This is a genomic window from Aquimarina besae (assembly GCF_042434905.1).
GTDB lineage: Bacteria > Bacteroidota > Bacteroidia > Flavobacteriales > Flavobacteriaceae > Aquimarina.
This window is the reverse complement of sequence record NZ_CP170199.1, coordinates 756,848-771,993: the sequence shown is the minus strand read 5'-3', so window position 1 is coordinate 771,993 and position 15,146 is coordinate 756,848. Positions and strand designations below refer to the sequence as shown.

At 33.4% G+C, this 15,146-nt stretch carries 9 protein-coding genes; 8 read left to right on the top strand and 1 reads right to left on the bottom strand.

What is annotated here, in order from left to right; translation table 11 throughout:
* Nucleotides 1–133 precede the first annotated feature (133 nt).
* Nucleotides 134–742 carry a superoxide dismutase gene (locus tag ACE94K_RS03370; protein WP_378179935.1) on the bottom strand — a complete coding sequence of 203 codons (609 nt, stop codon included), beginning with the start codon at nucleotides 740–742 and terminating at the stop codon, nucleotides 134–136.
* A 201-nt stretch (nucleotides 743–943) separates the two neighbouring features.
* Here ACE94K_RS03370 and ACE94K_RS03365 point away from each other — a divergent pair, with 201 nt between their 5' ends.
* From ACE94K_RS03365 to ACE94K_RS03330, 8 genes are all read left to right on the top strand, one after another.
* A complete protein-coding gene (locus ACE94K_RS03365; protein WP_378179932.1) occupies nucleotides 944–4,093 on the top strand; it encodes a UvrD-helicase domain-containing protein in 3,150 nt (1,049 codons plus the stop codon).
* 284 nt (nucleotides 4,094–4,377) lie between these two features.
* The gene (locus tag ACE94K_RS03360; protein ID WP_378179929.1) at nucleotides 4,378–5,775 is read left to right on the top strand and encodes an OmpA family protein; all 1,398 of its coding nucleotides are present in this window, start codon (nucleotides 4,378–4,380) and stop codon (nucleotides 5,773–5,775) included.
* Nucleotides 5,776–5,847: 72 nt separating this feature from the next.
* On the top strand, nucleotides 5,848–8,577 hold the full coding sequence (locus tag ACE94K_RS03355; RefSeq protein ID WP_378179926.1) for a PD-(D/E)XK nuclease family protein: 2,730 nt from the start codon (nucleotides 5,848–5,850) through the stop codon (nucleotides 8,575–8,577).
* A gap of 2 nt (nucleotides 8,578–8,579) precedes the next feature.
* Nucleotides 8,580–9,428 (top strand): alpha/beta hydrolase family protein, encoded by an 849-nt coding sequence (locus ACE94K_RS03350; protein ID WP_378179923.1) that lies wholly within the window; start codon nucleotides 8,580–8,582, stop codon nucleotides 9,426–9,428.
* A gap of 57 nt (nucleotides 9,429–9,485) precedes the next feature.
* On the top strand, nucleotides 9,486–9,773 hold the full coding sequence (locus ACE94K_RS03345) for a hypothetical protein (protein ID WP_378179920.1): 288 nt from the start codon (nucleotides 9,486–9,488) through the stop codon (nucleotides 9,771–9,773).
* A gap of 81 nt (nucleotides 9,774–9,854) precedes the next feature.
* A complete protein-coding gene (locus ACE94K_RS03340; protein WP_378179917.1) occupies nucleotides 9,855–12,254 on the top strand; it encodes a TonB-dependent receptor in 2,400 nt (799 codons plus the stop codon).
* 3 nt (nucleotides 12,255–12,257) lie between these two features.
* On the top strand, nucleotides 12,258–12,800 hold the full coding sequence (locus ACE94K_RS03335) for a type 1 periplasmic binding fold superfamily protein (RefSeq protein ID WP_378179914.1): 543 nt from the start codon (nucleotides 12,258–12,260) through the stop codon (nucleotides 12,798–12,800).
* 803 nt (nucleotides 12,801–13,603) lie between these two features.
* A complete protein-coding gene (locus tag ACE94K_RS03330) occupies nucleotides 13,604–14,905 on the top strand; it encodes an acetyl-CoA hydrolase/transferase family protein (protein ID WP_378179911.1) in 1,302 nt (433 codons plus the stop codon).
* Nucleotides 14,906–15,146: the final 241 nt, after the last annotated feature.

Here is a 15,146-nt window from a genome sequence, read left to right as displayed (position 1 = left end):
CATGGTAGATTTGGGGCAAAAAAAGGTGGACTTTCCACCTTTTTTTATTTTATGACATTTCCTAAAAAAAAGATATAAAAAAAGAGTCGCACCATAGTACGACTCTTTTTACTTTATTTAATACTGTACGCTATTATTTTCCTTGCGCGTATCTTTTAGAAACTTCATCCCAATTAATGACATTAAAAAATGCAGAAATATAATCCGGGCGGCGGTTTTGATAATTCAGATAATATGCATGTTCCCAAACATCCAGACCTAATATAGGAGTTCCACCGCAGCCAACACCTGGCATTAACGGATTGTCTTGATTAGGGGTAGCACATACTTCTAATTTACCTCCTTCATGAACACATAACCAAGCCCATCCAGAACCAAATTGAGTTGCAGCTGCTTTAGAAAAAGCTTCTTTAAACGCATCAAATGAACCAAAAGCTGCATTAATGGCGTCTGAAAGATCTCCAGAAGGAGCACCACCACCATTAGGAGACATAATTTCCCAGAACAAACTGTGGTTATAATATCCCCCTCCATTATTTCTAACAGCACTATTTGTCTTATCCAGATTAATAAGAATGTTTTCTATAGTTTTACCTTCCAGATCAGTTCCTGAAATAGCATCGTTTAGTTTATTTGTATATCCAGCATGATGTTTATCATGATGAATTTCCATAGTACGAGCATCTATATTAGGTTCTAATGCGTCAAAGGCATAGTTTAATTTTGGTAATTCAAAAGACATAATCTATTTTTTTAGTTAATAAGAAAAAAATGAAACCAAATTTAGGAATAAGAGCGATGAATAAAAATTAATAATTGTTATAAATTAATTAAATTCAGATTTTGAAATGCCTTTTTTCACTAAAAATAGGATCCACTTATTTTTAATTATGAATACTGCACAAAAACTAGGCTTTTTTGATACTTTAGTAAAAAAACAAACTTGAAAGTTCAATCGCCATTTACAATATACAATGCGGCAGCAGGAGCCGGGAAAACGTATACACTGGTTAAAACGTATTTAATTGCCTTACTAACTGGAGAGTATAGAGATGCTTATAAAAACATTTTGGCGATTACCTTTACCAATAAGGCGGTTGCAGAAATGAAGACAAGAGTTTTAGAAAATCTTGTTGGTATTAGCGAGAAAGAGATTTCTTCAAAATATAAAACTTTATTACAGGATATTATTGCGGAAACCGGATTAGAAGAACCTATCATAAAACAGAAGGCAGATAGGGTTCTCAAAAACATTCTTCATAATTATGCTGCTTTTGATATTGTTACTATAGATACATTTACACATAGGGTTATACGAACATTTGCTCGTGATTTGGGGATACCGATGAATTTCGAAATCGAAATGGATACAGAAGCATTAATAGAAGAATCAGTAGATGCAGTAATAGCAAAGATTGGAGAAGACGAAGGACTTACCAAAACAATTATAGATTTTGCGTTAAGTAAACTAGAAGATGATAAAAGTTGGGATATTACAATAGAACTAAATAAAATTGCACGACTTTTGTTTAGTGAAAATGACCGAACACATTTGGATAATCTATCCGAGAAGACAACAGAAGATTTTAAAAATTTTAAAACTCATCTAAATGGTAAGATTTCACAAAGTAAAAAGAAAATTGTTTCCGGATCAGAGGAAATTTTAGATTTCATTAAAAATGAAGGAATTGATGTTAAGGATTTTACTCGCGGATCAATACCTAATCATTTTCAAAAGATGGCGGATGGTGAAACAACATTGGACTTCAAAGCTGCTTGGAAACAAAATATTGAGACAGCTTCCTTCTATAGTGCAAAAATAGAGGCTCATAAAAAGGAAGCTATAGATCGAATACGACCTAAGATCGAAGAGATATTTCTCTTCACAAAAGAGGAATTACTAAACTTAATATTATTTAAAAACATCATCAGTAACTTAGTTCCTCTTTCTGTTTTGAATATAATTCATAAACAATTACTTGAAATCAAAAAAGAAAGAAGTATTCTGTTAATTTCAGAATTTAATAAAATTATCAGTGATGCTATTCGGGATCAACCGGCTCCGTTTATTTATGAACGATTGGGAGAGCGATATAAGGATTATTTCATAGATGAATTTCAGGATACTTCTGAGCTTCAATGGAAAAACATTATCCCTTTGATTGAAAATGCGCTAACATCTGAGACTTTGTCAGGTAAGCAAGGAAAATTAACGATCGTAGGAGACGCCAAACAAGCAATTTACAGATGGCGTGGCGGAAAAGCTGAACAATTTATCAACCTTTGTTTAAATACTAACCCATTTCCGGTAAAAAAGGAGGTGCTTAACTTGCCAAGGAACTATCGAAGCTGCCAAGAGATTATTAAGTTCAATAATAATTTATTTACATTTTTGTCGAACGATTTCAGTAGCGATTTACATAAGAAATTGTACTTGCTTGGTAATAACCAAGAATATAATAATAAAAAAGGTGGTTATGTAAAAGTCTCTTTTTTAGAGCCTAAAAATGCCACTGAAGAAAATGAGCTATATCCAGAAAAAGTATATGAATCTATTGTTGAACTAAAGGAAAAAGGATATCCTCTCAATGAAATATGTATTCTTACCAGAAAACTAAAAGAAGGAGCGGTTATAGCAGATTTTCTTACTGAAAAAGGATTGCCTATTATTTCATCAGAGACATTGTTACTTAAAAATGACCCCAGAGTTGGTTTTATAATGAATGTACTTACCTGGTTTGTTTATCCAGATGAGCTAATAGCAAAATCAAATGTTTTACACTTTATAACCGAACAATTTTCGATAGGTGATAAACACGCTTTTCTAAAAAAACTTGTATTTGCAGATAAAAAAGTATTTTCTTCTGAGTTACAATCGTTAGGTATTGAATTTAATTTTGATAGATTAGATGTAAAACCGTTTTATGAAGGAGTAGAATATATTATAAATAGTTTTCATCTTGCAGCTACCTCACCAGCGTATCTACAATTTCTTTTAGATACTGTATTTGGATACACCCAGAAACATGCTGAAGGAATTATTGGTTTTTTATCTTACTGGGAACACAAAAAAGACAAACTTAGCATTATCGCTCCAGAGGGAGAAGAGGCAATTCGGATAATGACCATTCATAAATCCAAAGGATTAGAATTTCCTTGTGTAATTTACCCCTTTGCAAATATGGATATATACAGAGAAATCGAACCTAAGACCTGGCTACCTGTATCAAAAAAGGATTTTGCTGGTTTTGAAGAGGTGTTCATAAATTACAATAAAGATTTATCTAATTATGGGCAGCACGGATCCAGAATTGTAGAAGAACGTCAATCTCAATTAGAGCTAGATGCTTTTAATCTTTTATACGTTGCATTAACAAGAGCAAAAGAACAACTGTATATTATTTCTAAAGCAGAAGTAAATAGTAAGGGTGAAAGTAATTCTAACAAGTTTTCGGGCAAGCTTATTAATTATCTTACGCATATAGGGCGATGGAATGGGCAACAACTAACGTATGATTTTGGAACTCCTTATAAACCGTTTAAGGAAATTGAAAATACGGATTCCAAAATAAAAAACATCACAATTACCAAATTCGATGCAATGAAGGAAAAGAGTAAAGTGTATATCGTTACCAATTCAGGAAAGCTCTGGGATACATCACAGGCTGCGGCAATAGAAAAAGGAAATCTCATACACGAATTGATGTCACACATTTACACGTATCAGGATCTGGATATTGTAATAGAAAATGCCTTTGAAACTGGAAAAATTAACCTTTCGGATAAGGAAATACTGTATAACGAACTCAAAAAGATACTATATCACCCGGAATTATCCATATATTTTACTGAGAATAATAAGGTCCTTAACGAAAGAGATATTATGTCAAATGGTAACTTATATAGACCAGATCGAGTTACGATCGATCCAGATGGATTAGCAACTATAATTGACTACAAAACAGGAGAGCACAGTGCATCGCACACTGCTCAACTAGAACAGTATGGCTTACTTTTACAGAAGATAGGATATAAACTTAAAAACAAAATACTTGTATATTTTAACAGTGAACTCACTTTAAAATACATATAAATAAGAACTATTTTCGTAATTACTAGTAGAAATTTACTGATAAAAAATATTTTTATCTTATAATTGTACCGTAATTAAAAAAATTATTACATTAAATATCATCTTAGTACGTCATTTTTTTCACATTTGAGGGGGGCCTAAAGTTTAAAAATAGGATTTTAAAAACTTCGCAAAGGTCGATATACACTGGCCTATTAAGAAAAATTTATTAGTTTTGTCTTTGACAGTAATTTTTAACATATTACATTTGCTCTAATTAACACTTAAAAATTAAATTATTGAATATGAAACATCTTAGCAGATTTTTAGTGGCTTCGTTATTAGTACTTGGGTTTAGTACTGCGAATGCACAGGATGAAAACAACCCTTGGGCGGTATCGATTGGCGTTAATGCTGTTGATATTTATCCTACCGGAGGAGATTTACCTATTCAAGGAGAAATCTTTGACGAGTTTTTTAACGCTAGTGACCACTGGAACATTCTTCCGTCTGTATCTAAGCTGTCAGTTGGTAGATATATAGGAGATGGGTTTACTTTTACCGTTGCTGGTACAGTAAATAAAATAGATAAATTAGGAGAAGATCCTGTAACAGGTGAAACCATACCTGCAAATGACTTGTCTTACTACGCTGCAGATGCAAGAATAAGCTATAGCTTTAAAAATGCATTAAAATCAAAATGGTTCGACCCTTACTTAGGAGTAGGTGGTGGTTATACTTGGGTTGATGAAATTGGTGCTGGTACTTTAAATGGTTCTTTAGGACTTAATTTCTGGTTAACTGAAAATTTAGCTTTCAACGTACAGTCTACGTATAAGCACGTTTTCGAAGATTATGCAGCAAGCAATTATCCTCCAACACACTTCCAACATTCTGCTGGAATTACGTTCGCTTTTGGTGGTAAAGATACTGACGGTGACGGTGTATTTGATAAAGACGATGAGTGTATTGACGTTCCTGGTTTAGCAGAATTTAATGGATGTCCTGATACTGACGGTGATGGAATCACTGACGCTAAAGACGATTGTCCTGATGTTGCTGGTACTGCAGAATTTAATGGATGTCCTGATACTGACGGTGATGGAATCGCAGATCCTAAAGATGAGTGTCCTACAGTTGCTGGTTTAGCAAACTTAAATGGATGTCCAGATGCTGACGGTGACGGAATCACTGACTCTAAAGATGGTTGTCCTGACGAAGCAGGTCCTGCTGCTAACAATGGTTGTCCTTACCAAGACAAAGACGGTGACGGTGTATTAGATAAAGATGATAACTGTCCAGACGTTGCAGGTACTGTTGCTAACAATGGATGTCCTGAAGTTACTGAAGAAATCCAGAAAACTTTGAATGAGTACGCTGCACAAGTATTATTTGATTCAGGTAAATCAACTATTAAAGCTCAGTCTACTAAAGTATTAAATGACATCATCGCTATTCTTAACGAGTATCCAACTGCTAAGTTTACAGTAGAAGGACACACTGATAGCCAAGGTGCTGCTAAATTAAATCAAAGACTTTCTGATTCTAGAGCTAACGCTGTGAAAATCTTCTTAGTTGAAAATGGAATCGATCAGTTTAGATTATCTGCTGTTGGTTATGGAGAAGATAGACCAATCGCTTCTAACAAAACAAGAGCTGGTAGAGCACAAAACAGACGTGTAGAAATTAACTTAGTGAAGTAATTATTGTTCACTAAATAATAATAGATTGACAAAACGTCCCGATTTATTCGGGACGTTTTTTATTTTTAATGGGTGGATAGTTTTTTAAAAGAAGTTATAGATGAAGTAGAGAACAAAGGTCACAATATTAGTGAGCTTATTTTTATACTTCCTAGTAAAAGAGCAGGACTTTTTCTTAAAAGAGAATTACTGCACAAGTATAAGAATCAAACAATACTTGCGCCTGTCATTCTTAGTATTGAGGAGTTTATTACCGAATTGTCAGGACTACGGCAAATTGATCCTGTACAAACGCTATTTGAGTTTTATGAAACCTATCTCAATACGCATAAAAATTTAGATAAAGAAAATCTGGATACATTTAGTAGCTGGGCGCAAACACTTATCTATGATTTTAACGAAATCGATCGATACTGTATTGACAACAACAGCTTCTTTTCATATCTATCAGGAATTCAGGATCTTAATCATTGGTATCTTCAAAAAGAAAAGACAGCCCTTATAGAGAGATATATCAGTTTCTGGAATAATCTATCTGACTACTATACAAATTTTAAAACGAAACTCTTAGATAAGAAGATAGGTTATCAGGGCTTATTATACAGGAAAGCCTCGGAGAATATTTTGAGCTATATAGAAAAGAACCAACAGAAACATATTTTGGTTGGATTTAATGCACTGAATAACGCAGAGCAAAATATTTTTCAATCACTTTTGGAAGCCGATATGGCAGAGGTATATTGGGATGCAGATACTTTTTTTATGGAGAACAAATACCACGAAGCGTCATTGTTTCTTAGGAGCTACAAAGATCAATGGAGCTTTTATAAAGAACACCAATTCAATTGGATAAAAAATAATTTTTCTACTCCAAAAGATATAAAACTAATTGGAGTTCCCAAAAATATCGGACAAGCAAAGCTGGCGGGTCAGATACTTAAATCTATTCCTTTAGAAAGTATTGAAAACACAGCATTAGTTCTTGCAGATGAGTCATTATTATTACCTGTGTTAAACTCATTGCCAGAATCCATAGGTTCTCTCAATATTACAATGGGATTACCTCTTAAAGATATTCCTGTGACTTCATTTTTTGAACTATTATTTGCACTACATAAGACCAAAAATTCTAAAGGATTGTATTATAAGTCTGTTCTGGAGATATTAAATAGCCAACCAGCACATTGGATGCTGGGCTCATTAGCGAATCAATTAATCACAATGATTACTAAAGAGAACTTGATCTTTGTATCTCTAGAAAAATTACAAAATGAAACAGTACATTCAAAAAAAGAAGTTCTTGAAATATTATTTTCACCTTGGAAAAATGCCAAGATAGCTATTGACCAATGCAGTAGGATTGTACATTTGTTAAAAGAGAGTTTAGATATAGATAATGACGCATTAGAATTAGAATACGTATATCATTTTCATTTGATATTTAATAAATTATGGACACTGAGTAATAAGTATGAATATCTAACATCTGTTTCTTCTTTATATCACTTGTACAAGGACTTGGTTAGAGCAGAAACATTGGATTTTAGAGGAGAGCCTTTTAGAGGACTGCAGCTAATGGGAATGTTAGAATCTCGGTGTTTGGATTTTGAAACAGTGATTATCACTTCTGTTAATGAAGGAATATTACCCGCAGGAAAAAGTATGAATTCTTTTATACCCTATGATTTAAAGCGAGCGTATAACCTTCCTACGTATAAAGAAAAAGACGCTATTTATACGTATCATTTTTATCGTTTGATTCAAAGAGCAAAAAACGTATATCTTATCTATAATACAGAGGATGAAGGGGTTGGTGGCGGAGAGAAAAGCCGATTTTTACATCAGCTAGAAATAGACAATATAGCGACACATCGACTATCTAAATATATAGCATCTGCCGAAGTACCGACACTAGAAAGTACCCCGGTAGTTATTGATAAAGATGATGCAATACTCAAAAAAATAAAGGAGCTGGCCGCAAATGGATTGTCTCCTTCTGCACTAACATCCTATATTAGAAATCCAATCGATTTTTACTATAAATACATTTTAGGAGTCAGAGAATCAGATCAGGTAGAAGAAACTATCGCTGCAAATACCTTAGGAACCGTTATTCATAACACCCTTGAAAATTTATACAAACCTTTTGAGAACAAATTTGTAATCCTAGAGGATATCAATAAGATGTATGCTAAAATTGATACTGAGATCAAATATCATTTCAGAAAAGAATATTCTAAATTAGATATTACTCAAGGAAAAAACCTCCTTATTTTTGAAGTGGCGAAAAGATATATTTATAATTTTTTAAAAGCTGAAGAGAAGATATTACGATCCGGCTCAGAACTAAAAATTATCGCTATAGAGAGTAATCTAAAAACCGAATTAAAAATACCAGAGCTGAATGTTCCAATTTTCATTAAAGGAAAAGTTGATCGAATAGATGAACTAGATGGACAACTTCGAATTATAGATTATAAAACGGGTAAAGTGGATAAAAATGATGTGCTTATAACCGAGTGGGATACAATTACAGAAGATTATAAGTTCAGCAAAGTAATACAGGTATTAGCCTACGGGTATATGTATTATAATGAAGAAGCTATTTCAGACACTTTTCAAGCAGGAATCATTTCTTTTAAAAACCTCCAAGAAAGTTTTATGGCTTTTGGAATAAGAGATGGGAGAAAAAAAGATTATGATATCACCAAAGAAGTATTTGACACATATTTATTACAGCTTAAAAAACTAATTTTAGAAATTTTTAATTTAGAGATTCCCTTTACAGAGAAAGAAGTATAAGCATGATTGAGGAGAAAAAAAATTTAATTGTTGATGGTAAACATCAGAAACCAATTCTTATAGACTGTTTCTACGATGATCAGAGAGGGTCGAAACCTATTATTATTTTTTGTCACGGTTATAAGGGATTCAAAGATTGGGGAGCCTGGGACCTGGTTGGAAAATCATTTGCCAAATCGGGATTTTTCTTCATAAAGTTTAACTTTTCACATAACGGAGGGACTATAGAACAACCTATTGATTTTCCGGATCTTGAAGCATTTGGTAGTAACAACTATTTGATAGAATTGGATGATTTGAAAACGGTTTTGGATTGGGCTACAGCTTCAGACTTTACATATAAATCGCATATTAACTCAAACCAAATAACACTGATCGGGCATTCTCGTGCAGGAGGAATTACAACTATTAAGGCTTCAGAAGACCCTAGGATATCAAAATTAATTACTTGGGCAGGTGTTTCTGATTATGAAACTCGCTTTCCAAAAGGAGAAGCATTCCAAAAATGGAAGGAAAAAGGAGTATTCTATGTCGAGAACGGAAGAACGAAACAACAAATGCCACATTATTTTCAGTTTTATACATCTTTTATAGAAAATAAAGAAAGACTTACTATTTACGAAGCAACAAAGAAAATTGAAATTCCGCACCTAATTATTCATGGAACAGATGACCCTACGGTGGATATGATAGAAGCTAAAAACATACATAAATGGAATCCGGAAAGTGAATTGTTTTTATTAAAAGGAGCAGATCATGTTTTTGGAGCAAAACATCCTTGGGAAAAAGAAGAAATGCCCAAAAATCTCTCAACAATAACTGAAAAATCCATAGAATTTGCAATACTTTAACACACTTTGGTTGGTGAAATCGTAAGGATTTTGATTTTTTTTTGTTTATTTGTGAACATGATTTCTAACAATAGACATATCATTGCTTCGATATTTCTGATACTATTCAGTTTTATGCAACTAGCAGATTTGCACGTGGTGAGCCACGATGTAAATGATGTGGATTGTGAACTATGTCTAATTGCTTCAGAAAATTTAGAGGATAACTTTATTCCGGTGAATTCAATAGAAATTCCAAAAGAAGTTATCGTTCCTGTAGATCATATTCAGATCACGTACACAAAAGTTAATTATGGAATAAATACACATTATTCCTTTCTCAACAAGGCACCACCGGTAGCCTAATTTACTTATTTATCACATTGGTTATATACCAAATACCGATCTCACTATTACTTTTATAGTAATTATATCTTTTTATTTAGAATGAAACCGAACACATTATGTATTGTGTTTCTTCTGGCAATTACTCCTCTATTCGCTCAGGATTGTAATAAAACACTTTCCGGTCGAGTAATCGATTTTCACGATGGAGTTCCGCTAGAAGGGGCAACAATCACTTTCAATAGTACAACTATTAAAACAGACAGCAACGGGATGTATAATATCACAGGGCTTTGTGCTACTTCTTATGCTTTTACCATTTCCCACGAGGATTGTAATTCTCAGGTGGTCACTATTGATATGGATGAAGTTTCTAAAAAAGATTTTTATTTAGAACATCATTTTACTAATCTAGAGGCAGTGGATATAGCATCATCTGCTCAGAAAAAAACTACGAATAGCGCTACAGAAGATAGGCTTAGTCGGAATCAACTAGATCAATATAGCAGCTTGTCGATTGGGGATGCGTTAAAAGAAATATCGGGTGTTAATAGTTTAACTTCTGGTAATACGATTGTAAAACCTGTGATACAAGGCTTGCATAGTAGTAGAATTGTGATCATTAATAATGGAGTGCGACAAGAAGATCAGGAATGGGGAGAAGAACACGCTCCAAATCTTGACATTAACGCCTTTAATACGTTAAAAGTTATCAAGGGAGCAGGAGCTTTACAATATGGAGGAAATGCCATTGGAGGAGTGATCATAGCAGAAAATAAATTGACAACATTACAGGATACGATTTTTGGAAAAGCTCAAATAGCTTTAGGAAGTAATGGAAGAGGTGGTGGAATTAATTCAGCGTTAAATCTTGGTTTTAAGAACGGATGGGGTGCTAAATTTCAAGGTACATTGAAACATTTTGGAGATAGCAAAGCGCCAGATTATGTTCTAAGCAATACAGGACATAGAGAGCAGAGTTTCTCAACAGGATTTGGATATACACAATTTGCATTTGGATTTGAAGGGTACTATAGTTTTTATAATACAACTCAAGGAATTCTAAGAGCATCGCATATCGGTAATGTCGGAGATTTGGTGAGAGCTATAAATAGTCCGTCACCATTGATAATTAATGATTTTACATATGATATTAATGCACCTAAGCAAGAGACACAACATCATTTGGCAAAGTTGAAAGCTTACAAAAGATTTCAAAATCTTGGTAAATTAAATGTTCAATATGCTTTTCAATATAATAATAGAAAGGAATTTGATATTAGAAGAGGTGATGATCGGGATAAAGCAAGTTTAGATCTAGAATTAATTACGCATAATTTAGAAAGTTCTTTTTTATTTGATTCTAATGATAACTTCACGAAAAATGTAGGCTTCCAATATGTATATCAGATAAATACTCCTAATCCTGAAACCGGAATACGGAGACTGATACCGGATTATAATAAAACGACTGCCGGAATTTTTGCAATTACAGAGTTTAAAATATCAGATAATTTAACAGCAGATGCAGGGGTGAGATATGATTTTGTGAACGTTGACGCTAAAAAGTTCTATAGCAAAGACTTCTGGGATGAACGTGGTTATGATACAGAATTTGCTAATCTTATTATTGAGGATGCAGGTGATCAATGGTTAACAAATCCTAATTTTGATTATCATAGCGTGTCTGCATCGGCAGGGATCAATTATACCTATGGAAATCAAAACGGATTATTATTTAATGTTTCTCTGGCAAATCGGGCACCCAATCCTGTAGAGTTATTTAGTGACGGATTGCATCACAGCGCTGCCATTATAGAGTTTGGTGATATACGATTTGATCAGGAAAAAGCATTAAAAATTTCAATTAGCAGCGAGCATTCGGATCTATTTGGTTTCGGAAGTCTAACGATTTCTCCTCATCTAAGTATTATTAACGACTTTATCCTTTTGGAGCCAACAGGTATCGAGTTTACGATAAGAGGATCTTTTCCGGTTTGGGAGTATAAGCAAACGAATGCTTTATTGTATGGGATAGATATCGATTATGGAGTGGCCATTGCAGACAACCTTAGATTTAATACTGTGTTTTCTTATATATACGGTCAAGACACTGCTGCCGATGAGCCTTTAATCAATATGCCAGCACCTAATTTTAGATCAGAATTGATATACGAAAAGGAAAATTGGAATGTAAAACTAAGTAATACTTCAGTGCTAAGACAGACCAGGTTTCCTGATAATAATTTTACTACCGATTTTATTGAAAATGGAGTAGAGCAAACAGCTTTGGTAGATATTTCTACCCCGCCACCAGGCTATAGTATTTTTGATATATCGGGAGCATATATTTTTGACATTTGGAATCCAAAAGACTTAACTCTAGGGATGAGTATTACCAATATAATGGATACCAATTATAGAGATTATCTTAATAGACAACGATTTTATGCTGATAACGTTGGCAGAAACTTCACACTTAACTTAAATTTTAAATTTTAAAAAATGAAAACAACAATTAAAAAATTGACCGCATTATTTTTATTCGCAATTGCATTTACAGCCTGTAGTAGTGATGATGATAATCCACTAGTAATTAATGAAGAAGAAACAATAACCACCGTAAGATTGACAGTTTTAGAATCTGGTATGAGTACACCAGAAATATATACCTGGACAGAGAGTAGTCAGGATGATATTACATTATCTGCAAATTCGTCGTATAATTTCAAAATCGAGTTTCTTGACGAATCAGATCCGAACGATGTAGAGGATATTACAGCAGAAGTAATCGATGAAAGAGATGAGCATTTTGTTTACTATGAAACTACGGTAAATGGTTTGTCATTTACCAATGCATCTGATGATACTATCGATAGTAATAATACAGGAATCAATATTTCTACAGATTGGTCTTCTACAGATGCCGCTACAGGTATCATAAGAGCATTCTTAATTCATGAACCAACGACCAAAACAGGAGACTCTAGAGATGATTTTGGAGGAGAAACAGATGTTGAAGTGAGTTTTAATATAACAGTACAATAAAACCGATCTATAAAGTATTACAGTAAGTTGAGTTTGTTTCAAAGCAAACTATTTTTTCAGTGACAAGGCTCTTGAGAAGTAGTTACCTCAAGGGTCTTGTATTTAAGCCATTAAGAAGGAGAAATAATTTTAGAATTGGTACGAACTTTGATTACTATTTAGAAAATTATTAGCCAAATAATTATTTTTTGAATAAAAACTATTAATAATATGGTAACAAATCAATGAGAAATGACACTAATATATAAGAAACGTTCATTTTTAGTGAGTTAATCTCAACAATTTTAATCAGATATTAAGGCATTGTTAAATGTGCATTATCACTAGAAATTCGTTTAAATATTTGAAGATTAGATCTTATATTCGCGGCGTAAAAACCTAACCAAAAAACAGCAAAATTGAAACAATCATAATTATGTATAAGTTGAGTTTGTGTTAAATATTATAATTTAGTTTCAATTCAGACCCTCAGGAGTAGTTAACCTGAGGGTTGTTTTTTTTTTAATACTTTCTGAATTAGTTTTTATGGTACTAATAACCAAAGTTCGATTAATTCAAAATATGTCGGTTAGAGTGAAATCCTGATGAGAATTTTGTGTCGAAAACAAGGATTTTGGATTCAAAATTTTATTATTCTTATACACTTCTTTAGTCAAAATATTCGAATTGACGGTTTTTATAGTCTATGATGGCAATCGAACTTAGGTTACTTTTTATTTCAGAAAATTTCCATATATGATTTTGGACAGCTTTTTTAAAAAATTCTAGGCATAATTTTGCTCTTCAACGTAAAGACTTACTTCATGTACACAGCAATTTCTGCAGAGGATGCAGTTAAGGTGATAAAAAATAACGACAGAGTTTATATCCAAGCTGCAGCAGCTGCACCACAGGCACTTATCAAAGCAATGACAAATAGGCATCAGGAACTTAAGAATGTAGAAGTATGTCATTTACACATAGAAGGGGAAGCACCGTATGCAAACCCTGATTTTAGAGAAAGTTTTCACGTAAATTCTTTTTTTCTGGGAAAAAATGTAAGACATACGCTAGCAGCCGGAAACGGCTCGTATACCCCGGTATTTTTAAGTGAAGTTCCTCTTTTGTTTAAAAGAAATATTTTACCTGTGGATGTAGCTTTGATACAAGTTTCTCCTCCGGATCATCATGGATACTGCTCCTTGGGAGTTTCTGTAGAGGCAACTTTGGCTGCCATAGAAAATGCGAAAAATGTTATCGCGCAGATAAACCCAAAAATGCCAAGAACCCACGGAGAAGGAATCATTCATATATCAGAGCTGGATGCCTTTATCGAGGAGGAGGCAGAAATTCCGGAATTATTTATTCCTGATCCTTCTGAAATTGAGAATAAAATTGGAGGTTTTGTTGCAGAGTTGATAGACGACGGTAGTACGTTACAAATGGGTATTGGAACTATACCAAATGCGGTATTAGGATTATTAACTAATCATAAAAATCTTGGTATTCATACCGAAATGTTTTCTGATGGTGTGATCGATTTAATTCTGAAAGATGTCATAAACTCTAATAAGAAAGGTATCAATGAAGGTAGAGCATTGACTACTTTTTTGATGGGTACGAAGCGATTGTATGATTATGTAGATGATAATCCATTTATAGAAATGAGAAGTGCAGATTATGTCAATGATGTTTCCAATATTAGAATGAATTCTAAAATGGTTGCTATTAATTCTGCAGTAGAGGTAGATCTCACGGGTCAGGTATGTGCTGACTCTATAGGTTCCAGAATGTACTCAGGCGTTGGTGGCCAAATGGATTTTATCAGAGGAGCCTCTCTGAGCGATGGAGGTAAAGCCATCATTGCATTGCCATCAATTACAAAAAATGGCCTGAGTAAGATTGTGCCTTGTTTAAAGAGAGGAGCTGGTGTGGTAACTACTAGAGCACACGTTCATTATATAGTAACAGAATATGGGGTAGTTAATCTGTACGGAAAGTCATTAAAACAACGAGCAAAAGCACTTATTGATATTGCGCACCCTTCTCATAGAGAAGAATTAGAGCGCGCTTTTTTTGAACAAATGGAGATTAACTCTTGTACCACTGTTCCCGCTGCATTCTAAAAATCATTCCTTGTCATTTAAAGAAACTTAAGGAAAATTTTACAGTAAGATCACAAGATTTTGGTAATCTTAGAGACTTTATTTGACACAAACATATTCTGGTTTTGGGGTAAAGCTGTTTACTGAACTCTAAATAAGTTTTTATTTTATAGTGTCGCTAGCGTGTTTTATGATTTATTTTTTACGAAAACTTATTAAAGAGTTTTCGTTTATATGTAAAATTTGCCAATGGTAATCAGGA